General features: G+C 65.7%; 30 protein-coding genes and 2 tRNA genes. 18 read left to right on the top strand and 14 right to left on the bottom strand.

The annotated features are described in order from the left end of the window. Positions 1-55 precede the first annotated feature (55 nt). Genes ccmC through ACAX61_RS02700 form a run of 6 tightly spaced genes read left to right on the top strand, consistent with a single transcriptional unit; the run spans position 56 to position 4,178 of the window. Entirely contained in the window at positions 56-775 is a 720-nt protein-coding gene (ccmC, locus tag ACAX61_RS02725; protein ID WP_370713283.1) for a heme ABC transporter permease CcmC, read from the top strand. Then, the gene (gene ccmD, locus ACAX61_RS02720; RefSeq protein ID WP_370713282.1) at positions 772-900 is read left to right on the top strand and encodes a heme exporter protein CcmD; all 129 of its coding nucleotides are present in this window, start codon (positions 772-774) and stop codon (positions 898-900) included. The genes ccmC and ccmD overlap by 4 nt, the downstream gene beginning before the upstream one ends. Beyond that, positions 897-1,331 carry a cytochrome c maturation protein CcmE gene (gene ccmE / locus ACAX61_RS02715; protein WP_370713281.1) on the top strand — a complete coding sequence of 145 codons (435 nt, stop codon included), beginning with the start codon at positions 897-899 and terminating at the stop codon, positions 1,329-1,331. Before ccmD ends, ccmE begins: the two co-directional genes overlap by 4 nt. Then, entirely contained in the window at positions 1,328-3,253 is a 1,926-nt protein-coding gene (locus ACAX61_RS02710; protein ID WP_370713280.1) for a heme lyase CcmF/NrfE family subunit, read from the top strand. The genes ccmE and ACAX61_RS02710 overlap by 4 nt, the downstream gene beginning before the upstream one ends. After that, positions 3,250-3,777: a DsbE family thiol:disulfide interchange protein gene (locus ACAX61_RS02705; RefSeq protein WP_370713279.1), complete on the top strand. Its 528-nt coding sequence runs from the start codon at positions 3,250-3,252 to the stop codon at positions 3,775-3,777. The genes ACAX61_RS02710 and ACAX61_RS02705 overlap by 4 nt, the downstream gene beginning before the upstream one ends. Next, a complete protein-coding gene (locus ACAX61_RS02700; protein WP_370713278.1) occupies positions 3,774-4,178 on the top strand; it encodes a cytochrome c-type biogenesis protein in 405 nt (134 codons plus the stop codon). The genes ACAX61_RS02705 and ACAX61_RS02700 overlap by 4 nt, the downstream gene beginning before the upstream one ends. Here the strand turns inward: ACAX61_RS02700 and ACAX61_RS02695 are convergent. Then, positions 4,159-4,680: a GNAT family N-acetyltransferase gene (locus tag ACAX61_RS02695; RefSeq protein ID WP_370713277.1), complete on the bottom strand. Its 522-nt coding sequence runs from the start codon at positions 4,678-4,680 to the stop codon at positions 4,159-4,161. The two genes, ACAX61_RS02700 and ACAX61_RS02695, sit on opposite strands and share 20 nt — an antisense overlap. Positions 4,681-4,759: 79 nt before the next feature. Here ACAX61_RS02695 and ACAX61_RS02690 point away from each other — a divergent pair, with 79 nt between their 5' ends. The 3 genes from ACAX61_RS02690 to ACAX61_RS02680 all read left to right on the top strand — a co-directional run bounded on the left by ACAX61_RS02690 (position 4,760) and on the right by ACAX61_RS02680 (position 6,592). Next, positions 4,760-5,392: a glutathione S-transferase family protein gene (locus tag ACAX61_RS02690; RefSeq protein ID WP_370713276.1), complete on the top strand. Its 633-nt coding sequence runs from the start codon at positions 4,760-4,762 to the stop codon at positions 5,390-5,392. A gap of 67 nt (positions 5,393-5,459) precedes the next feature. Further along, a complete protein-coding gene (locus ACAX61_RS02685) occupies positions 5,460-5,828 on the top strand; it encodes a dihydroneopterin aldolase (protein WP_370713275.1) in 369 nt (122 codons plus the stop codon). Beyond that, positions 5,825-6,592, top strand: a complete 768-nt coding sequence (locus tag ACAX61_RS02680; protein WP_370713274.1) for an SDR family oxidoreductase — start codon at positions 5,825-5,827, stop codon at positions 6,590-6,592. Before ACAX61_RS02685 ends, ACAX61_RS02680 begins: the two co-directional genes overlap by 4 nt. Here the strand turns inward: ACAX61_RS02680 and ACAX61_RS02675 are convergent. Next, entirely contained in the window at positions 6,589-7,377 is a 789-nt protein-coding gene (locus tag ACAX61_RS02675) for a hypothetical protein (RefSeq protein WP_370713273.1), read from the bottom strand. The genes ACAX61_RS02680 and ACAX61_RS02675 overlap by 4 nt on opposite strands. 321 nt (positions 7,378-7,698) lie before the next feature. Between ACAX61_RS02675 and ACAX61_RS02670 the strand changes: the two genes are divergently transcribed. The 5 genes from ACAX61_RS02670 (at position 7,699) to ACAX61_RS02650 (ending at position 10,843) form a co-directional block, all read left to right on the top strand. Next, on the top strand, positions 7,699-8,373 hold the full coding sequence (locus tag ACAX61_RS02670) for an energy transducer TonB (protein WP_370713272.1): 675 nt from the start codon (positions 7,699-7,701) through the stop codon (positions 8,371-8,373). 70 nt (positions 8,374-8,443) lie between these two features. Next, entirely contained in the window at positions 8,444-9,247 is an 804-nt protein-coding gene (locus tag ACAX61_RS02665) for a MotA/TolQ/ExbB proton channel family protein (RefSeq protein WP_370713271.1), read from the top strand. A gap of 106 nt (positions 9,248-9,353) precedes the next feature. Then, positions 9,354-9,833: an ExbD/TolR family protein gene (locus ACAX61_RS02660; RefSeq protein ID WP_370713270.1), complete on the top strand. Its 480-nt coding sequence runs from the start codon at positions 9,354-9,356 to the stop codon at positions 9,831-9,833. Between the two features lie 26 nt (positions 9,834-9,859). Then, a complete protein-coding gene (locus ACAX61_RS02655; RefSeq protein WP_370713269.1) occupies positions 9,860-10,285 on the top strand; it encodes an ExbD/TolR family protein in 426 nt (141 codons plus the stop codon). A 195-nt stretch (positions 10,286-10,480) separates the two neighbouring features. Beyond that, on the top strand, positions 10,481-10,843 hold the full coding sequence (locus ACAX61_RS02650; RefSeq protein WP_370713268.1) for a tetratricopeptide repeat protein: 363 nt from the start codon (positions 10,481-10,483) through the stop codon (positions 10,841-10,843). Between the two features lie 165 nt (positions 10,844-11,008). Here ACAX61_RS02650 and dcd read toward each other — a convergent pair whose 3' ends face one another. The 11 genes from dcd to ACAX61_RS02595 all read right to left on the bottom strand — a co-directional run bounded on the left by dcd (position 11,009) and on the right by ACAX61_RS02595 (position 19,214). Then, positions 11,009-11,560: a dCTP deaminase gene (gene dcd, locus ACAX61_RS02645; RefSeq protein WP_325283091.1), complete on the bottom strand. Its 552-nt coding sequence runs from the start codon at positions 11,558-11,560 to the stop codon at positions 11,009-11,011. Positions 11,561-11,701: 141 nt separating this feature from the next. Next, the gene (gene nusG, locus ACAX61_RS02640; protein WP_370713267.1) at positions 11,702-12,238 is read right to left on the bottom strand and encodes a transcription termination/antitermination protein NusG; all 537 of its coding nucleotides are present in this window, start codon (positions 12,236-12,238) and stop codon (positions 11,702-11,704) included. Positions 12,239-12,250: 12 nt separating this feature from the next. Continuing rightward, complete coding sequence (gene secE / locus ACAX61_RS02635; RefSeq protein WP_370713266.1) at positions 12,251-12,448, bottom strand: preprotein translocase subunit SecE; 198 nt, start codon at positions 12,446-12,448, stop codon at positions 12,251-12,253. A gap of 143 nt (positions 12,449-12,591) precedes the next feature. Further along, positions 12,592-13,497, bottom strand: coding sequence for a carbon-nitrogen hydrolase family protein (locus ACAX61_RS02630; protein ID WP_370713265.1), 906 nt, complete (start codon positions 13,495-13,497; stop codon positions 12,592-12,594). Further along, entirely contained in the window at positions 13,494-14,081 is a 588-nt protein-coding gene (locus ACAX61_RS02625) for a GNAT family N-acetyltransferase (protein WP_370713264.1), read from the bottom strand. The genes ACAX61_RS02630 and ACAX61_RS02625 overlap by 4 nt, the downstream gene beginning before the upstream one ends. Continuing rightward, positions 14,078-14,494, bottom strand: coding sequence for a ketosteroid isomerase-related protein (locus ACAX61_RS02620; RefSeq protein ID WP_370713263.1), 417 nt, complete (start codon positions 14,492-14,494; stop codon positions 14,078-14,080). The genes ACAX61_RS02625 and ACAX61_RS02620 overlap by 4 nt, the downstream gene beginning before the upstream one ends. A 22-nt stretch (positions 14,495-14,516) precedes the next feature. Further along, positions 14,517-14,592, bottom strand: a tRNA-Trp gene (locus ACAX61_RS02615). Between the two features lie 51 nt (positions 14,593-14,643). Continuing rightward, entirely contained in the window at positions 14,644-17,007 is a 2,364-nt protein-coding gene (locus ACAX61_RS02610) for a putative bifunctional diguanylate cyclase/phosphodiesterase (protein ID WP_370713262.1), read from the bottom strand. A gap of 61 nt (positions 17,008-17,068) precedes the next feature. After that, on the bottom strand, positions 17,069-17,278 hold the full coding sequence (locus ACAX61_RS02605; RefSeq protein ID WP_370713261.1) for a DUF1289 domain-containing protein: 210 nt from the start codon (positions 17,276-17,278) through the stop codon (positions 17,069-17,071). Positions 17,279-17,287: 9 nt separating this feature from the next. Next, the gene (locus tag ACAX61_RS02600; RefSeq protein WP_370713260.1) at positions 17,288-18,649 is read right to left on the bottom strand and encodes a DEAD/DEAH box helicase; all 1,362 of its coding nucleotides are present in this window, start codon (positions 18,647-18,649) and stop codon (positions 17,288-17,290) included. A 91-nt stretch (positions 18,650-18,740) separates the two neighbouring features. Beyond that, positions 18,741-19,214: a hypothetical protein gene (locus ACAX61_RS02595; RefSeq protein WP_370713259.1), complete on the bottom strand. Its 474-nt coding sequence runs from the start codon at positions 19,212-19,214 to the stop codon at positions 18,741-18,743. A gap of 116 nt (positions 19,215-19,330) precedes the next feature. Here ACAX61_RS02595 and ACAX61_RS02590 point away from each other — a divergent pair, with 116 nt between their 5' ends. Further along, on the top strand, positions 19,331-20,755 hold the full coding sequence (locus ACAX61_RS02590) for an FAD-binding oxidoreductase (protein WP_370713258.1): 1,425 nt from the start codon (positions 19,331-19,333) through the stop codon (positions 20,753-20,755). 60 nt (positions 20,756-20,815) lie between these two features. Beyond that, positions 20,816-21,598, top strand: a complete 783-nt coding sequence (locus ACAX61_RS02585; protein WP_370713257.1) for a SapC family protein — start codon at positions 20,816-20,818, stop codon at positions 21,596-21,598. 241 nt (positions 21,599-21,839) lie between these two features. Here ACAX61_RS02585 and ACAX61_RS02580 read toward each other — a convergent pair whose 3' ends face one another. Further along, the gene (locus ACAX61_RS02580; protein ID WP_370714883.1) at positions 21,840-22,679 is read right to left on the bottom strand and encodes an N-formylglutamate amidohydrolase; all 840 of its coding nucleotides are present in this window, start codon (positions 22,677-22,679) and stop codon (positions 21,840-21,842) included. 128 nt (positions 22,680-22,807) lie between these two features. Between ACAX61_RS02580 and cpdR the strand changes: the two genes are divergently transcribed. Then, positions 22,808-23,185, top strand: coding sequence for a cell cycle two-component system response regulator CpdR (gene cpdR / locus ACAX61_RS02575; protein ID WP_370714882.1), 378 nt, complete (start codon positions 22,808-22,810; stop codon positions 23,183-23,185). Between the two features lie 61 nt (positions 23,186-23,246). Beyond that, positions 23,247-23,321: transfer RNA gene (locus ACAX61_RS02570), tRNA-Val, on the top strand.

Below are 23,321 nucleotides of genomic sequence, written 5' to 3'. Positions count from 1 at the left end.
ACCGGCCTTTCGAACAGTGGCGTTTCGCTGCGGCTCGGATTAAGAAAGCGCCATCGTGTTGCACGCTTACGCCAATCCCGCCCGTTTCCTTAAGATCGCACGGCCGCTGACCCCGCTGTTGCTGGTGGCGGGGCTGTTGCTGGTCGGTGTGGGCGCGTGGGCGGGGCTGATGCTGACTCCGCCCGATTATCTTCAGGGCGATACCGTCCGCATCATCTATTTGCATGTACCTGCCGCATGGCTGGGCATGGGCGGCTGGTCGGGCATCGCCATCGGAAGCATTGCCTATCTGGTGTGGCGCCATCCGCTGGCGGCGCTGTCGGCGCGCGCATGTGCGGTGCCGGGGGCGTTGTTCGCGGCGGTGTGCCTGATGACCGGCTCGATCTGGGGGCGGCCCACCTGGGGGACGTGGTGGCAATGGGACGGGCGGCTGACGTCGATGCTGCTGCTGTTCTTCGTCTATCTCGCCTATATCGCGCTGACCCGTGCGGACGCGCAGCGGGGCGGCGACGGGCGTATCCCGGCGCTGTTCGGGGTGGCGGGCACGGTGTTGTTGCCGATCATCCGCTATTCGGTTGTGTGGTGGAACACGCTGCATCAGGGGCAGAGCCTGACCCTGACCAAATCGACGATCGACAATTCCATCCTCTGGCCGCTGCCGCTGACGCTGGCGGGCTTTACATTGCTGTTTATGGGAATCGTGCTGATGCGTATGCGCGCGCTGCTGGCGGCAGGTAAGGTGGAGGCGCGGATGCGCCGGATGGCGGCGGCATGAACCAATGGGCATTTGTCTGGGCGGCGTACGGCGTCACCGCGCTGGCGACGGTGGGCATCCTTGGCCATAGCTGGTGGTCGATGCGCCGGGCCGAACGCGCGGCAGAGGCGCTGCGCCGCAAATGAAGGCAAAGCATCAACGGCTCGCGCTGGTCGCGCTGGGTCTGGCCGCCGTCATGGGTGCCAGCGCGCTGGCCCTGTCGGCGTTGCAGGACGAAGCGGCATTTTTCTACGCCCCCGCCGATGTGGCGGGCAAGGCGCCGCCGACCGGCCGTGCGGTACGACTGGGCGGCATGGTCGAGAAAGGGTCGATCAAGCGGCAGGGCGACGGCGTGACCATCGCCTTCACCGTGACTGACGGAAAGGCCACCGTGCCCGTGACGTTCAGCGGCATCACCCCCGATTTGTTCAAGGAAGGATCGGGCGTCGTGGCCGAAGGGCAATTCCGCGCCGACGGCAGCTTTGCCGCCGACAATCTGCTCGCCAAGCATGACGAGCGTTACATGCCCCCCGAAATGGCGGGGCGAATGGCCGCTGCCGAGACGCTGGAGCAATGATCGCCGAAGCCGGTCTGGCCGCGCTGTGGCTCGCCGCGGCGCTGGCGCTGCTGCAACTGGGGCTTTCCGTGGCGGGACTGGTCACGCGCGGACATGATGCCGCCGCACAGTTGATGGCCGGTGTCCGCCCGGCGGCGGTCGCGCAGGGGTTGCTGGCCGTAATGGCCTTCGCGTTGCTGATCCTTTTGTTCATGCGATCCGACATGTCGGTGCTGCTGGTCGCGCAGAACAGCCATTCTGCCAAGCCGATGATCTACAAGATCGCCGGCGCTTGGGGAAATCACGAAGGCTCGATGCTGCTGTGGGTCACGGTGCTGAGCCTGGCGGGGGCAGCCATCGCTTTGATCGAGCGGCGGCTTGAGACGAGCACGCTGATCGCGACGCTGGGCGCGCAGGCGATGATCGCGCTTGGCTTTTACACGTTTCTGCTGTTCGCTTCCAACCCCTTTGCCCGGCTCAGCCCGGCACCGGCCAACGGCAACGGGCTGAACCCGTTGTTGCAGGACCCCGGCCTCGCCTTCCACCCGCCGACGCTGTACCTCGGCTATGTCGGACTGTCGGTGGCGTTCAGCTTTGCCGTCGGTGCGCTGGTGACGCGCGATGTAGGCGCGGCATTCGCCCGCGCGATGCGGCCATGGGTACTGGGGGCGTGGATTTTCCTGACCATCGGCATCACGGCGGGCAGCTACTGGGCCTATTATGAGCTGGGCTGGGGCGGCTGGTGGTTCTGGGACCCGGTCGAGAATGCTTCGCTGATGCCGTGGCTGGCGGCGACGGCGCTGTTGCATTCGGTGACGGTGCTGGCGACGCGCGATGGCCTTCGCGCATGGACGGTGATGCTGGCGGTCGTTGCGTTCAGCATGTCGATGGTCGGCACTTTTCTGGTCCGGTCGGGCGTGCTGACCAGCGTTCACGCATTCGCCGTCGATCCCACGCGCGGCAGCTTCATCCTGGCGCTGTTGATCCTTTATATCGGCGGCGCGCTGGCGTTGTTCGGCGCGCGCATCGGGACGGTCAAGCAAGGCTCCACGTTCGAGCCGATCAGCCGCGAAGGCGGGTTGGTGCTGAACAACCTTTTATTATCGGTCATTCTGGGCATCGTCCTGATCGGCACGCTGTACCCGATCGTCGCGCAGGCGATGGGCACGCAATTGTCGGTCGGCCCGCCCTTTTTTGAAAAGACGACGGTTCCGATCGCGCTGGCGCTGATGATCGGCATGGCCGTTGGTCCCATGATCCGCTGGCGCCGCGACGAGGGGCCGGCGCTGGCCCGCCGCGTAGCCGTGCCCACCGCCGTCGCGCTGCTTACGGCCGCCCTTTTCCTGTTCTTCGCCGCCGATGCGGGTGCGTTTGCCATTCTGGGCCTTGGCCTTGCCGCCGGGCTGGCGGTGGCCAGTGTCGCGCCGCTGTGGAAGCGTAACCTGCTGCGCACGCCGCTGTTCACCTGGGGCATGGTCGTCGCGCATCTGGGGGTCGCGGTCAGTGTCGCGGGGATGGCGAGCGAGCGGGCCTTCACCGTCGAGCGGCTGGTCGCCGCGCGCGTGGGCGATGCGTTCGATGTCGGGCCGTACCGTGTGGAGATGCGCGGCATCCGTCCTGCCATGGGGCCGAACTGGTCCGCGATCGAAGGGGCGCTGCGTGTCAGCCGGGGCGGTGGCGCGCCGTTCTGGATGCAGCCGCAAAGCCGCTTCTTTGCCGACCCGCCGACCGTGACGAGCGAGGCGGCGATCCTGACCGTCGCGGACGGACAGCTTTATACCGTGCTGGGTCAGGCCGACGGGCAGGGGCGCTGGCAATTGCGACTATGGTGGAAACCGTTCGTGACGTTGATCTGGGCTGGCGGCGGGCTGATTGCGCTGGGCGGCTTGCTCAGCCTGATCGGCCGCGTCCGGCGTGAGCGGCGGCAAAAGGTGGCGGCATGAAGCGGTTGCTGATCTGGCTGCCGCTGGTCGCCTTTGCCGCGCTGGCGGCGGTGGCGCTTTACGGCCTGTTCCGGCCCGATAATTCGACGATCCGATCGGCATTGGTCGGCAAGCCGCTGCCCGATTTCAATCTGCCCGCCATGGTGGACGGCAAGCCCGGCCTGACGCGCGCGGACATGACCGGCGGGGCCCCGCGTCTGCTGAACGTGTTCGGCAGCTGGTGCATTCCGTGCATCGCGGAAGCGCCGCAGCTGATGCAGCTGAAGCAGCAGGGCGTGGCCATCGACGCCATCGCCATCCGCGACACCGGCCCTGCGGTGCAGCGTTTCCTGTCGGATCATGGCGATCCCTATGCCCGGATCGGCGACGATCCGCAGAGCCGGGTGCAGCTGTCGCTCGGCTCGTCAGGCGTACCGGAGACGTTCGTGATCGACGCGCAGGGCCGCATCGCCCACCAGCATATCGGCCCGATCAACGCCAGCGACGTGCCCGTCATTCTCAAGGCGCTGGAGGATGCGCGGTGAAGTGGCTGATCCTGCTCCTTTTTCTTGTCACCGCGCCGGTGCTGGCCCAGTCGAACCGCCCGCCCGCGGCGCTGGCCGATACCCAGCTCCCCGACCCCGAACAGGAGCGGGAGGCGAAAGCGCTGATGGCGACGCTGCGCTGCATCGTGTGCCAGGGACAGGCGATTGCCGACTCCGACGCCGAAATGGCGGGCGACATGCGTGCGCTGGTCCGCGAACGGATCGCGAAGGGGGAGGATGCCACCGCGGTGCGCGACTGGCTGATCGAACGCTATGGCGATTATGTCAGCTATGACCCCCCGCTCAGTGCCGCGACGGCGCCGCTGTGGATCGCGCCGCTGGTCCTGCTGGCTATTGGCGGCGTGATCGCCGCGCGCAGTTTCAGGCGGCGTCGGCGCTGATCCGTGGCCGAACGTCGCCCGCCTGATCCGGCACCGCATCGCCCAGCGCCAGCAGGCGATGCGCCTCGAACGACCCGGGCAGGCGCCATCCGCCGGTCCGCTCGGCGGTAAAGCCGAAGAAGCGGCCGTAATAGTCGGGGTCGCCGATCAGCATCAGTGCATCGCCGCCGGCAATGTCGCCTTGCCCCGCACGCGCGATCGCCGCGCGGGTCAGCGCCCGGCCGATGCCCACATCCTGATGCGCCGGCGACACCGCAATCGGCCCCACCAGCACCATCGGCACGCGCGCGCCGTCGTCGTCGGCCAGCGTGACGGGCCAGCACTGGATGCTGCCGACCAGTTCCGCCCCGATCACCGCCGCCAGGCTGAGTTCGGGAATCGCCGCTACCCCGTCACGCAGGCGATAGGCGGTGCGGCCATGGCGATCGGTCCCGAACGCCGCGTCGAGCAGCGTTTCGATGCGGTCGGGGGCGATTTCGGCAATGGGGATCAGGTCGAACAACGCTGGCGGGTGCCTTTCGCCGTGACAATCACGGGCGGCGCGCCATAACGCTGTCATGTGACAAGACAAGGGGGAATGGATGCGCCTTTACGATTCGCCGACGGCGCCCAGCCCACGCCGGGTCCGCATCTTCGCCGCTGAAAAGGGAATTGCGCTCGACCGGGTGGAGATCGACCTTCGCACCGGGGAGCATCTGCGCGAGCCGTTCCTGTCGATCAATCCGCAGGGCGCGGTGCCGGTGCTGGAAACCGATGACGGAGCGCGGCTGACCGAATCGGCGGCGATCTGTCGCTATCTGGAGGCTTTGCAGCCCGAACCCTCGCTGTTCGGGACCAGCGCGATCGACATCGGCCGCATCGAACAATGGACCCGGCGTGTCGAGGGCGAGGGTTACGGCGCAGCGGTCTATTTCTTTCGCAACAGCGTAAAGGCCTTTGCCGGACGCGGGCTGGTCGGCGCGGCGCCGTCGGTGCCGCAGCTGCCCGAACTGGTGGAGCGGGGACAGGTGATGTGGGACGCGTTCATGGCCGATCTGGACGCGCGTCTGGCTGAACGCGAATGGATCGCGACCGACCGATACAGCTATGCCGACATCACTGCGCTGGTCGCGATCGACTTTGGCGTTCGCGCAAAGCTCGCCGTGCCCGATGATGCCGCGAACGTCAGGCGCTGGCACGCGGCGGCGAGCGCGCGGCCCAGCGCTAGCGCCTGACTGGCGGCGCGGCCCCGGCTTTGCTAGGGCCGCGCCCGTTTCCTTCCCTTCATTCAAGGCGACATCCTTGTCCGACAGCCTCAAGCTCCAGGTGCGCGATCTGAAGGTCGACGTGCTGACCGGCGTCTATTCCGAAGAGACGCATCTGCCGCAGCCGCTTTTGATCTCGATCACCGTCGATCTGGCGATGGCCGAGCATTTCGCGCCCGACACGCCGCTGTCGGCGTCGAAAAGCTATCTCGATCTGAAGGCCGCGGCGACCGACCTGCCGGCGGGCGTGCATTTCACGCTGATCGAGGCAGTTGCCGATCATATCGCCGACACCTTGTTCATCGGGGACGAGCGGGTGCTGCGCGTCGAGGTGGAAATCGTGAAGCTCGCCATTGCCGAGGCGGATGAGCGGATCGGCATCACCATGGTGCGCCACCGCCGATGACGGCCCGCCCCCTTGCCCTCGTCACCGGAAGCTGTCGGCGGCTGGGCGCGCATATCGCGGCGGCGCTGGGCGAGGCGGGTTATGACCTTGCCCTGCATGCCAGCCGCACGCCTGTGCCTGAGCCGTGGCTGATCCAGCGGCTGGACGCGGCGGGTGCAGCGTATCGCACGCTGGACTGCGACCTTGATGACCTGGATGCCGCCGACGCGCTGGTCGGCCGTACCGCCGCAGCATTTGGGCGGCCCGTGGCACTGCTGGTCAACAACGCGTCGCGCTTTCAGGTGGAGGAACAGGGTCTGCCCGGCGGGCTGGCGCTGATCGACCATTTTCGCGTCAATGCCGCCGCACCGGTCGTGTTGGCCCGCGCGCTGGCAAACGAGCTGGGCGACGGCGGGGAGGGGGCGGTGGTCAACATCCTCGACCAGCGGATCGCGCACCCGCCCGCCGACCAGCTCGCTTACACCCTGTCGAAACAGGCGCTGGCGGAAGCGACGCGGACGCTGGCCCGTGTGCTGGCGCCGCAGGTGCGGGTCAATGCCGTGGCGCCGGGCCTCACCATTCCGACCGACGATTACGGCGAGGCGCAGCTGGCGCGGCTGGCGGCGTCGATGCCGCTCGGGCGCCTGTCACGGCCACAGGATGTCGCCGCCGCCGTCGTCCATCTGGCGCAGGCGCGCGCCAGCACCGGCCAGACACTGTTCGTGGATGGCGGCGCGGGCCTGCACGATTTTGCCCGCGATTTCCTCCACCTCGAACGGGATTAGGCGTCCGGCTCGGCGCTTTCGCATCGACCCAGCGCGTTCAGCACATAGGTATAATCTTCAATGGCCAGCGCCGCGCGGGCCGGTTCTTCGTTCGCGGTTGCGCTTTCGGGCAATGTGCGCGGGAGGCCACAGGCGAGGCGATACCAAAGAAGTGTGTCGCGCGCGGGCGGTCCGGCGGCCTCATCGACAATCTCTCCCAGTGCCACGGCCCAGCGCCGTTCTTCGCCCGGCCGCCGCAGCACGAGGATCGAAACGGGATCCCCGCTTTCGGTTTGAAGGAATATCTGGGTCTCGCCTTCACCCGGTAAAGTGCCCGGTACGTGGAAGACATTGCCGATGCCGGTGATCGTCGGGGGCGCTTCCGGTGACAGCACGTCGCGAACGACCCGCTTTATCTGCGCGTCGTCGCCCGCGCTCCATGGAATTTGCGAATCACGCGCGATCAGCTGGATCTGGCCGGGCCGTCCCGAAACGGTACGTGCAAAGGCGATAACGCGCTGACGCTTCAACTGCGGCGCCCGCCCGCGCTCATCCACCGGCACGTCGACCAGCCAGCCGAGCCGGGGCGGCACCGCACCGGGGCCGCGAATCAGCGCTACGACATCGGCCTCGACATAATAGCGTATACGATTCGTTCTCACGTCCGCCGCTTCGGCGCCTTTTATGCGCACCGCGCTTCGAATGGTGGCATCGATGATCAACGGCGCCTTCAGCACCCGGTCCACCGTCACCGCATATGGGACGGTCGGTTGCGTCGATGCGGCAGACTGCCCGGTTTCCGCCATGATTTGCGGGAAACCTTCCACATTCAGGGTGGCAGAAGCGAATGTTATCGTTAGCAAAAGAGGCAGGTTCATGGCGGCGATATGTATGCGATCCGACGCCAGGGTTACAGAAATAAAAACGCCATACGCCGTTTATACGTTTGTTGCGTCCGACAAACCGTTTGCGTCACGTCGGATGCGACGATAACAATCCGGGCTCCGAACAGGCCGCGTGCCACACCGGAGCAGCGGGCTTGGCGCGCCGCCGCATTTTGGGCACAATGTGTTCGACGTGCGGGGCTGAAGGCCCACTCGCGGGAATTGAGGGAGTGTCGTTACTGAATGGCCTATGCTGACCAAAAAGCAGGCTCTGGCCGGATCATCGCGATCGTTGTCGTCGTGGCGATTCACGCGGTCCTGGGCTATGCCTTCATGACCGGCTTGGCATTTCAATATGTCAAGCAGGTCCAGGAAAAGATGAGTACGTTCGACGTGGTAGAGGAGCCGCCGCCCCCGCCTGAGGAGCCGCCGCCCCCGCCGCCGGAACAGCCTACGACCCCGCCGCCGGTCGTGACCCCGCCGCCGATCGTCAAGACCACGCCGCCGCCGGTTCAGGTCCAGGCGGTACGGACGCCGCCTCCGGTGTATGTGGAAGTGCCGGTCGCAGCACCGCCCGCACCTCCCGCGCCCGTGGCGCCGCCCGCGCCGCCCGCGCCGGTCGTGAACAAGGCCGCAGGCGCTCGGGGCAACCCGGCCGACTGGATTACGCAGGACGACTATCCGCCCAGCGCGATCCGTGCGGAAGAGCAGGGGACCACCGCCATCAGCTGGACGATCAATACCAGCGGGCGCGTCGAAAACTGCACCGTGACCGCATCCAGCGGCTCGCGAGCATTGGATGACGCGGCTTGCCGGGCGATCACCCGTCGCGGGCGCTACACGCCTGCGCAGGACCAGAATGGCAACCCGATCTCGACCAAGCAGTCGCGCCGTGTCGTTTGGCGCCTTCCCGAATAGTGACGACTCTTTGGCTCGGGTCCTCGCGACCCGGACCGGCCCCAACCTTTCTTAGAGGATCCACCTGAACATGCTCACCACCATCCTTGCCGCCGCACCCGCGGCTGAAGGCGAAAACCCCTATGGCCTGATGGCCGCGCTGGAACAGGGCGGCATCATCGCCCAGGGTACCTTCGCGATCATGGTCATCATGTCGGTCGCTTCGTTCTACATCCTGTTCACCAAGCTGTTCGAACAGCAGAAGATCATGAACCAGGCGAAGCGCGTCCGCGCCGAGTTCTGGCGTTCGACCAGCCTGCGCGAAGGTGCAGCGAAGCTGGAAAAGAACTCGGCTTATCGTCAGCTGGTTGACGATGGTCTGGAAGCACAGGCCCAGCACTCAAAGCTGACCGATCCGGTCGAAGCGCATGACTGGCTGCACGGCTCGCTCGCGCGTTCGGAAGCCGCGATCAACTCGAAGCTGGGCGGTGGTCTGGCGTTCCTCGCGACCGTCGGCGCAACCGCACCGTTCATCGGTCTGTTCGGTACCGTTATCGGTATCTACCGCGCGCTGGTGAAGATCGGCATGTCGGGTCAGGCGTCGATCGACGCGGTTGCCGGTCCGGTCGGTGAAGCACTGATCATGACCGCACTGGGTCTGGCCGTCGCCGTGCCTGCGGTGCTTGCCTATAACTGGCTGCAGCGTCGCAACAAGGCGATCGCAGAGGACCTGTCGGCTTTCTCGACCAACGTCCTCGGCTACCTCGCTTCGAACGGCGCGGTGCGTCCGACGGCTGCCGCTGCTGCTGCTGCTTCGACGGCAAAGCCGGCCGCTGCTGCTGCCAAGCCTTCGGCAACTGCCGGTCAGGTTGGCGGCGCGCAGACCCGCGGCTAATCCGCAACGGGAATGACCGTTCCCGTCGCCGCCGCACCCTGCGGCACAGGCGGGAACGGAACCCGGTCGTCTCGACCGGGTGCGAAACAAAGATAGGAACGCGCAAATGGCGATGAGCGTAGGCGGCGGCGGTGACGAACGGCCGATGTCGGACATCAACACCACGCCGCTGGTGGACGTGATGCTGGTGCTCCTCATCATCTTCCTGATCGCAGTGCCCGTAGTGCTGCAGTCGGTCGATGTGGAGTTGCCGAAGGTCGAGTTCGAGCCGACCACGACGAAGCCCGAAAACATCAACCTGGCGGTGCGCGGCGCACCCGACGGCTCTTGCGAGGTTTACTGGAACCTGACCCGCGTCAACAGCCAGGAGCTGCTCGACCGGGCCGTGGACAACCTCAAGGGTGTTGTCGCCCGTCTGGGCAACAACGTGACCCCTGATGACATTCCTGAAGTGCATATTCGCGGTGACGTGAACACGCCTTACAAGTGCATCGGCGGCACCGTCTATCAGATGCAGCAGGCAGGCTTCATCAAGGTCGGCTTCATTTCGGAACCGCCCGCGGGCACCGGCGGTCGCCGCGCTTGACGCGCCGGCCCACAGGAGACTGAAACATGGCAATGAGCGGTGGCCGCGAAGACGGCGAACCGATGGGCGAAATGAACACGACGCCGTTGATCGACGTCATGCTCGTGCTGCTCATCATGTTCATCATCACCATCCCCATCCAGACGCACGCGGTGAAGGTCGACCTGCCTCAGGATTCGGCAAGCACCAATCAGCCGCAGGTCGATCCGGTCAAGAACAAGATCGTGATCGCGGCTGACGGCACGCTGGCATGGAATGGGGCGCCGGTGAATGAAGTGACGCTGACCCAGTATCTGGATCAGACGACGCAGATGAACCCGGAACCGGAACTGCATTTCCAGCCCAACTCGATGGCGCGTTATGATCGTGTCGACGAAGTGCTGGCGATCGTGAAGCGTGCCAATGTGACCAAGCTTGGTTTCATCGGGAACGAGCAGTACCGCGAATTCTGATCGGCGGAAACGCGGATCCAGTATCGTGCATCAAGGGCGGCTTCGGCCGCCCTTTTTCGTGCGCGTGTGAAAATTGCATGTGCCGACCGAAAAGGGGTCAAACCGGGCCATTCCCCTTGCGTCACTAAACCGAAACCGGCATGCCATCAAAGTGACATATAAGGGTCACGAAACAGAAATGATGGAGAAGATGACATGCAGATGTTCAAGGCAGTGATTGTCGCGGCGATGCTGGGCGTTCCGGCGGTGTCGGCCGTGGCACAGGACCGGAATGATCCTTATGCGCACGACGCGATCGAGAATGGGCGCTTTGCAGAGGCCGAAACGTCGTTGCGCGCGCAGCTTTCGCTTGAGCCGACCAAGCCGGAACTGCTGATCAACCTCGCGGCGATCTATGCGCGCACCAACCGCATGGACGCAGCGCAGAGCCTGTATAACCGCGCGCTGACCGCGGAGAATGTCTCGCTGCTGTTGAAGCCCGACGTGGCGCTCAATTCGCACGACATCGCGCGTCGCGGGCTGAACAAGCTCGACCAGCAGCGCATGGCCGCACGCTGACCGAACGGGGCGGGGCGCTCATCACCGGGCGCCCGCTCCGATCGATTGTCTGGCAGCGCCGCCTTGGCACGGTCGGGTGATAAGGCTGATGATCGGGCGCGGCACCGATGTGCATCGCCGATTCAGGCCTGAGGCTCGCCGGGCGATTGCCCGCTCGATCCGGCATTACAGCCGGGGCAGCGTCACCCCGCGCTGACCCATATATTTGCCGGCGCGATCGGCATAGCTCGTCTCGCAGGGCTGATCGCCGCGCAGAAACAGGAACTGACACGCGCCTTCGTTGGCGTAGATTTTGGCCGGCAGGGGGGTGGTGTTCGAAAATTCTAGCGTCACATGACCCTCCCATTCGGGTTCGAGCGGCGTGACGTTCACGATGATCCCACAGCGCGCATAGGTCGATTTGCCAAGGCAGATGACCAGCACGTCGCGCGGCACCCGGAAATACTCCACGGTCCGCGCCAGTGCGAAGCTGTTGGGCGGAATGATGCACACGTCGGTCTTGCGATCGACGAAGCTGTTGGCTGCGAAATCCTTAGGATCGACCAGTGCATTGTCGACATTGGTGAAAATCTTGAACTCATCGGCGACGCGCGCGTCATAGCCATATGAGGACAGGCCATAGCTGATGCAGCCTTCGCGCCGCTGTCCTTCGACAAACGGTTCGATCATGCCGGCCTTTGCCGCGTCGCGAATCCAGTGGTCGGACAGGATCATCATGTTTCCCCAAAACGTCGCGCCGCGCTTGTTGCGGCCGATGCGCTCAATTCGCAAGCGCCTGTCGCGGATATGACAGGGGCGGACCGATGCCTGGCACCGACCCGCCCCGTCCGTTCATGGATCGCCAGAAGCGATGCCCGATTACTTGCTGCGTTCGACCTGTTCGAAGTCGAGTTCGACCGGCGTGGCGCGGCCAAAGATCGACACCGCGACCTTGACCTTCGCCTTGTCGAAATCCAGCTCTTCCACCAGGCCGTTGAAGCTGGCGAAGGGACCGTCCAGCACCTTGACCGAATCGCCGATTTCGAAATCGACGCGGATCTTCTGCTTGGGCGCGGCGGCGGCTTCGTCCTTGGAATTCAGCATCCGGGCGGCTTCGGCATCGCTGACCGGCTGCGGCTTGCCCGACGAGCCCAGAAAGCCGGTAACCTTGGGCGTGTTCTTGACGAGGTGATAGACGTCGTCGTTCAGTTCCAGCTTGGCGAGGACATAGCCGGGCATGAACTTGCGCTCGGCCTGTACCTTCTTGCCGCGACGGACTTCGGTCACCTGTTCGGTGGGGACTTCGATCGCCTCGACCAGTTGCTCAAGACCCATGCGAGCCGCTTCCGACATGATCGAATCGCGGACCTTGTTCTCGAAACCGGAATAGGCGTGAATGATGTACCAGCGCGCCATCGTTGATCGTCCTTATTGCGCGAGGGAGAGGAGGAACTTCACGATCGAATCGAAGATCGTGTCGACGCCGAGGAAGAACAGCGCCAGCAGCGTGGTCATGATGACGACCATGACGGCGGTCATCACCGTTTCGCGGCGCGTCGGCCACGCGACCTTGGCGGTTTCGGCGCGCACCTGGCGCATGAACTCGACTGGGGACGTCTTGGCCACGGGTTGTCCTGTTCCTCGATCCGATGTGCCGACCGCCGGGCATGGGGCCGCTGCCCGTCCCTTGTGGTGCGGTGCGTCCCATCCAGATTGTCGGATTAGGCGTCGGGACATAGCGTGTCCGCCCCGACCGGGCAAGGGGCGGCTCAGCGAAGGTCGACGCGCACCACGGGGGGCAGGGCCGTCGCAGTGCCGCGCGGCAATTGTTCGGCCCAATGGGCGTGGTTGAACACTGCCCCTTCGGTCCGCACGCGTGTGACAGCTGCGGGATCGATGGTGGCAAAGGTCCATCCGGGGACGTCTATCGCCCCCAGCGCGACTACGCCGTCGGCGGGAAAGCCCAAATCTGGCGGCCCGAAAACGCCCGCTGCGCCGTGGCTGGTGCCAAGCGAGGGTGTCCATTCGGCATCGCCCACCACCGGCGCCTGCGCGACATAGCATTGATTCTCAAGCGCCCGCGCCTGTGCGCCAATACGGACCCGCCAATAGCCGTGCAGGCTGTCGGTTGCCGACGGCGCCAGGATCAGCGTCGCGCCAGCCTCTGCCAGTGCGCGTGCGATCAGGGGGAATTCGATGTCATAGCAGATCGCCACTCCGATCGGCCCCAACGCGGTTTCGAACAGCGATAGCGCGTCACCGCCGGCAATGTCCCATTCCTCCCGCTCGAACCGGGTCATCACACGCTTTTCCTGCGCGCCCGACCGGCCATTGGGGGCGAACAGCCGGGCCAGATTGCGAAACCGACCGTCCGGGCCGCGCAGCGGAAGCGAGGGGCCAAGAATGTGGAGATTATGCGCTGCCGCCAGCCGCGCGTGGGTCGCGTCGACGGCGGCCGCCACATCGCCCAGCGCCGCGATGGAGGCGTGCAGGTCGTCGACGCTGGCCGGGTCGATAGCGGTCAGCTCCATTCCGGCATATTCGGGAAAGACCGCCAGCGCGGCACCGCTTGCCGCCGCCTGCGCCAGCCAATATTCGGCCTTGGCCTCCCAGGCGGCGAAATCCTTGACCCGTTCGACGGGATAAGCGGCGACCGCGATCCTGAATGCGCTCACAATGCGCGCGACCAGAACCGCATAGGGTGGGGCGTGCGCTCTGCATCGCCCAGGTCGGTCCAACTGAACACCGCTTCGGCACCGGCGACGGGGCGATAGCCGCGCGCCTGCCAGAAGGGCGTCAGATCGCGCGCATCGGCGGGGCGGCGCGGGTGGTCGTCCGGACGCACAACCGCGCAAAAGGTGGCGACTTGCGCCCCGGCGGCACGCGCGCCAGCTTCGCGCAGATCGAAGAACCGGTGGCCGATCCCTTGGCCGCGATAGTCGGGCAACAGCACCGATTCGCCGAAATAGAAGGTTGCGGGCACGTCGAATCCGGCGGCTTCCAGGGGCGCGCGGGTCGCATCATCCTGTGCTGCCAGCGGCGATGCGGTGGCCATGCCGATGATTGCATCGCCGTCGAACGCGGCGATCAGCACCGGGTCGGGCGCGGCAGCGAAATTGCGGAGATAATCGCTCTCATACGCGGTGCTGCCGTCGTACAGATAGGGCCATTCGCGAAACACCGCGATGCGCAGCCGCGCCAGGTCGCTGACGGCGTGTGCGATCTCTGCGGGGGCGAGTGCGCGGACCGTGACGCTCATGCGCCGGTCACCTGACGCATCCAGTCGGCCAAGTTGTAACAGGTGGTGATCCGCCCGATCCGCCCGTCCTCGACCGCCACAAACGCACCGGCGGGCAGGACGTAACGCTGCCCGGTCGCGGGCGGCAGCCCTTCGTCGGTGGCCAGATACTCGCCGTGCACCACGAATTCGGCGGCGGCGCGGCGGCCATCGTCGCTGACCATGATCACCATGTCACTCAGCGTTTCGCGATAGCAGCGCGTCATGTGCGCGTTGAACGCGATAAAGGCGTCACGGCCGGTTCGGCGTTCGCCCTGATTAACGTCATGGACCAGATCGTCGCTCACCAGATCCGCCATCGCGGCCGTATCACCCGCGTTGAAGTCAGCATAATAGCGCTCGACCAGCGCGCGCGTCGCGTCGGGTGATGTCATCAATGATCCTGGAAATCACGGCTGGCAGGAGTGCACGGACTCGAACCGTGGGCCCTCGGTTTTGGAGACCGATGCTCTACCAACTGAGCTACACTCCTTCAGCCGGAGGCGGGCTTTAGCGCGGGTCGCTGTGTGGGGCAAGCATCGTTTTACGCCGCGGTGCCGCCCGCCGCGCGCATTCGCCGCGTGGCCAGAACGCGCGCCTCCGCCACCGGCATCGGACGCCCGAAATAATATCCCTGCACCTTGGTGCAGCCCAGCGTGCGGATCATATTATGCTCATCTTCGGTCTCCACCCCCTCGGCGGTGGTGGACAGCCCCAGCGAATCGGCCATCGCGACCACGGCGCGCATGATGGCGATTGCCTCACGCCCGCCATTGGCGGCGGCCTGGACAAAGCTGCGGTCGATCTTGATCGTCGAAAAGCGCGCGCGCGACAGATAGCCGAGCGAGGAATAGCCGGTGCCGAAATCGTCCAGGCTGAGGTGACAGCCAAGGTCGAGCAGCTGCTCCAGCACCTTCACCGCGCCCGTGCCCTCGCGCAGGAACACGCTTTCGGTGACCTCCAGTTCCAGCCGGTCGGCGGTGATGCCTGACTGGCGGATGGATTCGGCCACGACCGATACGAATGACGGGTGATGCAACTGTTCGGGCGATACGTTGACGGCGATGCGGATGTCGTCGTCCCACCGCGCTGCTTCGTCACAGGCGCGCCGCACCACCCATTCGCCGATCGGTGCGATCAGTCGCGCATCCTCGGCCAACGGCACGAACTTGGCGGGGCTGATCGGTCCAAGTTCGGGGTGGGTCCAGCGCAACAGCGCCTCAAACCCGATCAGTCGCGCATCGGATGCGTCTACCACCGGCTGAAAATGAAGGCTCAGTTCATCCTTCTGAAGCGCGTGACGCAGCGCGATTTCCAACACGCGCCGCTCTTCGGCCTCGACATGCAGTTCCGGCTCGTAATGGTGGAAGGCGCCGCCGCCCGCATCCTTCGAGCGATACAGCGCTAGATCGGCGGAGCGGATCAGCATTTCCGCAGTGCGGCCGTCGCGCGGCGCGACCGCCAGCCCGACACTGGCGCCGATATAGAGCGTGTGGTTGTCGACTTCATAGGGTTGGGACAGGTCATCGATGATGCGCTGCGCCAGCCGAGCCAGCCGCTCACCGTCGCGCGCGTCGCGGATGACGACAGCGAATTCGTCGCCGCCCAGTCGACCGGTCGTCTCATTTTCGGTCATCAGATGGCGCAGCCGGTCGGCCACGCGCCCCAGCAGCCGATCGCCCAGCGGGTGGCCCAGCGAGTCGTTCACTGCCTTGAACCGATCCAGGTCGATCATCATGAAGGCGCAGCGCGACCCCCATTTGTCGGCATCGGCCATGGCATGGGCCAGCGCTTCGTTCACCAGCGTCCGATTGGGCAGGCCGGTCAGCGCGTCATAGCGGGCCAGATGGTTGATCCGGTCGTTCGACTGACGCTCCGCCGTCACGTCTGACCCGACGCCGCGAAAGCCGGTAAAAGTGCCACGCTCATCGAACCGCGGATTGGCCGCCAGCTTCAGCCACCGTTCCTCGCCACCGACAGTGACCGGCAGCAACAGGTCGCGAAACGGCTCACGCGCCTTCAGCTTTTCGGCCAGCATGTGCAGGCCCGGCGCGAACTTGCCCTCCTCCCATTTCGGTCCGGCCAGGACCTGGAGCAGCGGCATGCCGTTGATCGACGTCGGCTCCAGGCCAAGGGCATAGGCAAAGCGCGGATTGGCGCGGATCACCCGCCGCTGCGTGTCGCTTTCCCACAACCAGTCGGCAATGTCCTCCGCCACTTCGCGCAGCAGCAGGCTGACCGTCTCGTCCCGTTCGGCAATGGCGATTTCCTGCGCGCGGATGATGACCAGCGAACGGCCGCGCCCGAAACAGATGACGCACAGTAACAGTGCGAACAGCAGCACGGCCGCGCCCAGCGCGACATCGACCCACACCGCCAGCGCCAATGCCACCGATCCGCCCAGTACCGCCAGGAACATCATCGTCGCCAGCGGCAGCGCGGCCATCGCGATCGCCGATGCCGTCATCAGAATGGCCAGTGCGATCCACAGCGCCAGCGCCGCATCGCCGCGTGCTGTCGGGCCGAACCACAGCGGCGCGATGGCCCACACCGCGCCCAGCGCCAGTCCGTCCAGCGCCGTGTCACGCACGTCGCGAAAGCTGGCGCTGATCCGCGTTCGGTTGCGACTGGCCAGGCGGCGGACGACGACGAAGATCGACACGACGACGACCAGCATCGTCCATAATCCCAGCTGCCATGCAGCGATGGTGTCGCGCAGCATCAGGTCGACCACGGCAACACCGACCATGCTTGCCATCAGCAGCATCAGCGCCAATTGCGCGCCAGTATTGATCTGCGCCGCCCGAATCGGGCTCCAGTCGGTCGAGTCATCCGGGTCGCGCAGGCCCAACAGGGCGCGCGCATCGATCCTCGGACGGGCGAATTGGCTGGATGCGGCGTATTTCACGCCGGCGACACTATATCAGCAAGCGTTAGCGATCGGTTAGGCTATTCGGCGCGATCCGCGATTATGATGCGCGCAATTTTGCCATCCGTTCGGGCAATTGCGACAAGATCATGCGCCGTTCGCCATCGGTTACGCGCGTCCATCCAGCGATTTCTTCACCCGTCCGGCCACAACCCAGGCACCAGCCTGTTTTCGTGTCCAGCGTGCAGACCAGAACGCACGGACTGGTCACCGCAACCGGCGCAACGCGGGTAACGATGCCGTCGTCCATGCGAAGGGGTCAGCGGCCCAGCGTGACTTCAAGAAAGGCCGGGATCGGGCCGTTCCAGCCGCCATCGTCGGCGCCGTCATCGTCGCGGTGGCGGCGGCGGTCGCGACGCTCTTCCTTTGCGCGGGGCGGGGGTGCCGCGCGCTCGACGGGCTTTGCCTCCGCTTCGGCCGGGGTGGGGGCGGGGCGCCGTTCGCTGCGCTTGCGCTCGCGGCGGGGCCTTTCGGCGGCCGGCGCTTCGGCGGGCGGCTCGGCGCGTTCACCGACGGTGACCCGTTCGATCGTCTGGCCGGTCAGCTTTTCGATATTCGCGATGTTTTCGGCGTCCTCGCTCGTCACGAACGTAAAGGCCGAACCCTTTGCCCCCGCGCGGCCCGTACGGCCGATGCGGTGGACATAATCGTCGGGATGCCAGGGGGCATCGAAATTGAAGACGTGGCTGACGCCCTTCACGTCCAAGCCCCGTGCCGCGACATCGCTGGCGACCAGGATGTTGATGTCGCCGCGCTTGAACCGGTCCAACTCGGCAATGCGCGCCGACTGGTCCATGTCGCCATGGATTTCACCCGATGCATAGCCGTGGCTGCGAAGCGACTTGTTCAGCTCCCGCACCGTCGTCTTGCGATTGCAGAAGATGATGGCGGTGTGGATCTCTTCGCTCTGCAACAGCGAACGCAGCACTTCCCGCTTGCGGTCGGCGCGTGTCGGCACCAACCGCTGGGTGATGTTGGTGTTGGTGGTCGCGGGGCGAGCGACCTCGATCGTCTTGGGGTTGCTCAGAAACTTGTCGGCCAGCTTCTTGATCGGCGGCGGCATCGTCGCGGAAAAGAGCAGCGTCTGGCGCGTCTTGGGCAGTTTCGAACAGATCGTCTCGATATCGGGGATGAACCCCATGTCGAGCATCCGGTCCGCTTCGTCGATGACCAGCAATTCGCAACCCGTCAGCAGGATCTTGCCCCGCTCGAACAGGTCCATCAGGCGGCCCGGTGTCGCGATCAGCACGTCGACGCCCTTTTCCAGCGCCTTGACCTGATCGCCCATCTGCACGCCACCGATCAGCAGCGCCATCGATAGCTTGTGATACTGGCCGTATTTCTCGAAATTCTCGGCCACCTGCGCGGCGAGTTCGCGCGTCGGCTCAAGGATCAGGCTGCGCGGCATCAGCGCGCGGGTCCGGCCCTGCGCCAGAATATCGATCATGGGGAGGACGAAACTGGCGGTCTTGCCAGTGCCCGTCTGGGCGATGCCGATCAGATCGCGCATCATCAATACCGACGGAATGGCGCTGGCCTGAATGGGCGTGGGTTCGGAATACCCCGCCTCGGTCACGGCGCGTAGCAGTTCGTCAGACAGGCCGAGATCGGCAAAGCTCATGCAATTGTCCGGAAAGGCGGCCCGAAAGCGGGTCCGCGTACCATGGCCCGCTCGCGGATTTGGCCGAAAAAGTCAAGTGCCGAGGCTGTTCTCAGCGGGTCGGCACCAGCGGGCGAAAGGTTTCGATGCGGCATTCGCCCCCGGAACGTGAACGGATCACGTCGCGGCGGGCGCAGATCTGCCCGTCGGCGGGCGGACGCAGATAGAAGCCGGAGTAAAAGCCCAGTGCCGGGCAATCCTCGCCTAACCGCGCGCGCATCCGCTTTCCACCCGACAGGACCAGATCGACGGCATCGGGCCGGGTGATCGACGCGGCGGCGAGGGACGATACAGGCACGCACTGGTCGCCGCCGCTGCGTTCGACCCAGCTGATCGGGGGCAGGGGCGGCGCCGACGACGCCGCAACCATGCCGGGCGCCACATTCATGCGAGGGATGCGGACCACGATATGTCGCTCGATCCTGACCTGCGCGCGCACCCCCGCGGGTGGCGCACGATCCGCCTGCGCCTGCCATGCCGCATCCGGCGCAAGCGCGAGCTGGAGGATCAGCAGAGGATCAATCAACAAACTCACCATCGACGCACGGGACATGCCCGCCACCATTTGAACCGGCGATGAATTGGCGTCGGTTCAGGGGCCATGCTATCGCCTCGCTCCACATGACGCCAGCCCAGACGCAAATGATCGACGCCGCGCGCCGCATCGCGGGCCCACGCGCGGTCACCACGGACCCCGCCGACATCGCCCCCTGGGCGACCGACTGGCGCGGTCGCTATCACGGGGCGACGCCCGCGATCCTCTCACCTGCCAATGTGGAGGAAGTTGCCGCGATAGTCGTTCAGGCCCGCGCGCTGGGCGTCGCGCTGGTGCCGCAGGGGGGCAATACCTCGATGGTTGGCGGCGCGACCCCACCCGCTGACGGATCGGCACTGATCCTGTCCACCCGGCGGCTGCGCGCGATCCGCGCCATCGACCCCGATGCGCGACAGGCAGTGGCGGAGGCGGGTGTGATCCTGGCCGAACTGCACGCAGCAGCGGGTGAGACGGGAATGCGCTTTCCCCTGACGCTGGGGGCCAAGGGATCGGCGACGATCGGCGGCCTTGTCTCCACCAATGCGGGGGGCACGCAAGTGCTCCGCTTCGGTACGATGCGGCGGCTAGTTGCGGGGGTTGAGGCGGTGCTGCCCGACGGCACCATCCATCAGGGCCTGTCGCCGCTTCGCAAGGACAATCGGGGATATGACCTGAACCAGCTGATGATCGGGGCGGAGGGGACGCTGGGCATCGTCACGGCGGCGGCGCTGTCGCTGGTGCCCGCCATCGCCACTCGCGCGGTGGCATGGGCCGGGGTCGGCAGCCCGGCGGACGCGCTGGCGCTGCTTCGCCGCCTGGAGGCGCAGGGCGATGCGGTCGAGAGTTTCGAGATCATGCCCGGTTCTTCGCTGGCGCTGGCGGTGGCGCATTTGCCCGGTGCCCGTGCGCCACTGGCCGGCAGCCATGGGTGGCATGTGCTGGTAGAGGCGACGAGCAGCGACCCCGCCGCGCCGCTGGAGCCGATGCTGGAGCGCATATTGGCCGACGCGATTGGCGACGGGCTGGTGGCCGATGCCGTCATCGCCGCCAGCGAGGCGCAGGCCGAGGCATTCTGGCGGTTGCGCGATTCGCTGTCTGCGGCGGAGCGGGGGGCGGGCCCGGCGTCACAGCATGACATTTCGGTGCCCGTGGCGGCGATGCCCGGCTTCATGGTGGAAGCGGCAGCGGCGATCGAAGCTGCCTTTCCCGGCACCCACGCCAGCGGCTTTGGCCATCTGGGCGACGGCAACGTCCATTTCCACGTGCGCGCGCCCGCGGGCATGAGCGCGCAGCAATGGTATGCCGATCATGCCCCCGCCGCCACGCGCATGGTGCACGATCTGGTCGTAGCGGCGGGCGGCTCGATCTCGGCCGAACATGGCATTGGCCAGATGAAGATCGACGAACTGCAACGCCTTGGCCCGCCGGCCCGGCTGGCGGCGATGCGCGCGATCAAATCGGCCTTGGATCCGCAGGGGCTTTTCAACCCCGGCAAGCTGGTGAAGCTTGCACCCGACGGCGCAGCGACTTAGACGCGCGCGACGATCCGGCAACGGCACCTCGATTTCATTTGGATTTCCCAGGAGAGTAAAATGGCCAGCGCACCGCAGCAGGCAGGACTTCCGCTTTTCTATAATCAGCTCGAACCGCTTTCGAGCACGCAGCACGCCGATTTCCGCGTGCGCCCGGCTGCAACCGCGCCGTTCCTGGCAAATCACCACGCCGTGCCGCTGACGGTTGAGGAATTCCCACTGGTTCAGCGCCGTATGCCGATCGTGTTTTCGGTTGGTGACGATCCCGTGCCGCTGGCGCTGATGGGCCTGAACGAAGGGGTCAACACCTTCCTCGACGCCGAAGGCAAGCTGCTGGACGACGAAACCTATATCCCGGCCTATGTCCGCCGCTATCCCTATATGCTGGCGCGTCTGCGTCCGGACAGCGACGAACTCTCGCTGTGCTTCGACCCGACCTCGGAAACGATCGGCGCGTTCGATGAGGGCGAAAAGCTGTTCGAAAATGGCGAGCCGACCGAACTGACCAAGGGCATCCTCAGCTTTGCCGAACAGTTCGAGCAGGCCGGTCAGCGCACCAGCGCCTTCATGCGTGAGCTGAAGGAACAGGGCCTGCTGATGGACGGCGAAATCTCAATCCAGCCGGACGGCGCCCAGCCCTTCGTCTATCGCGGTTTCCAGATGATCGACGAAAACAAGCTGAACGAGCTGCGCGGCGACCAGCTTCGCAAGATGCAGCAGTCGGGCATGCTGCCGCTGATCTACGCGCATCTCCTGTCGCTCAGCCTGATGCGCGACCTGTTCGCAAAGCAGATGCGCCAGGGCAAGCTGCCGCAGCAGCCGGTGCCGCTGACCGCCAACTGATCCGGCCATCGCCGATCGACTACCGCCCCGGCTCTCCGCAAGGAGGGTCGGGGTGATGTGTTTGACGGGGCGTTAAAAAATCAGGTTGGGCACCACTTGTGCGCGCAAACCGGCCGCTTATATTGTTTCTTGCGTGGTCCGGTGTCCCCCCTTTCGCCGGGCTATGCGACACGCCTTTGGGCGTGTCTCCTCCCTGAACCTTGGCCACCTGGTGCATCCGCACCAGGTGGTTTTTTCTTGCCTATTCAGCGGCTAAAGCAGGGGGCGGGGCAATTTCAGCCGCCGCGTCAATGATCGCGCGCAGCACCGCGCCCAGGCGTGCCACGCTGGGCGAAGGCTCCATCGTCAGCGGATCCAGATATAACAGCCGGTCGAACTCCAGCTGCACCGCGTGGATGCCCGACACCGGATCGCCATGCCGTTCAAGGATATGGCCGCCGGCATAGGGCGTATTGCGCGCGACACGCAGACCCTCCCGACGCGCCGCAGCCTCGATCAACGCGACCACGGTGCCGCTGGCCGCGCGTCCGAAACGGTCGCCCAGCACCAGTTGTGCGCGCTCGCTGCCCAGCGTCGGCATCGAATGGATATCGAGCAGCACCGCAACGCCGAATCGCGCCCGCGCCGCCTCCAGTGCCTGTGCGAGCGCGGCATGATAGGGGCGGTGGTCCGCCTCGATCCGCCGCTCGATCGCGGGGCCGGAAAAGCGCCGCTGCCACAAATCGCCCGCCGGCCCGGCCCGGCGCGGAACCAGACCCAGCCCGCTTCGCAGCTTGTTCGACGCAGCCGGCAGTGCGGCAGGGGACACGCCATCGTCGACAGCGGGATCGCGCTCCCGCTCGCTGCGGTTCAGGTCGATCCACGCGCGCGGGCGACGCGCAACCAGCATCGCCTCGTCCCGGTGCGCGGCCAGCGCCACCGCATCGACATGGCGATCCTCCAGCGGCAGCAGCGCGCGCGGCGGCACACGTAGTGCATCCAGCAGTTCGACCGGATAATCGCGCCCCGCATGCGGGACCGACAGCACGACCGGACTGTTCGGCACGTCCGGCCCGAACCGGTCGAAACTGTAATGCGGCATGGCCTGGGTCACACCCATACGCTAGGCGCGCGCAGCGCTTGCGGCAATCATGCGCGGGCCGCGGCGGGCTTACTGGAAAATATGGTAACATTCGGTCATATGGGGGCGGCTCTACAAAAGGGACGATGATGTACCGAATCCTGCTCGCCGAGGATGACGCGGTGATGCGCGAATATTTGACGCGCGCGCTCCAGCGGGCGGGTTACCGCGTGACCGCCGTCGATTGCGGCACGGCCGCGCTGTCGCTGATCGAACAGGAGCGTTTCGACCTGCTGCTGACCGATATCGTCATGCCCGAAATGGACGGCATCGAACTGGCCCAGCGCAGCAGCGAATTGGTGCCCGACATGCGCGTGATGTTCATCACCGGCTTCGCCGCCGTGACGCTCCGCGCCGGTCGCACCATGCCGCAGGCCCGCGTCCTGTCAAAGCCGTTCCACCTGCGCGATCTGGTGGGGGAGATCGACCGCCTTTTCGAAATGGACACGGTACCGTCGCACCCCTGAAAAAAATCCGAAATTATGCTTGCGCCGCGAAACTGTCGCCGCTAACAGCGCCACTCCCGGCGGGCGTGTAGCTCAGTGGTAGAGCACTGTGTTGACATCGCAGGGGTCGCAAGTTCAATCCTTGCCACGCCCACCA

The organism is Sphingomonas sp. IW22 (assembly GCF_041321155.1).
Classification (GTDB): domain Bacteria; phylum Pseudomonadota; class Alphaproteobacteria; order Sphingomonadales; family Sphingomonadaceae; genus Sphingomonas.
This window is presented reverse-complemented; position numbering and strand designations above follow the sequence as displayed.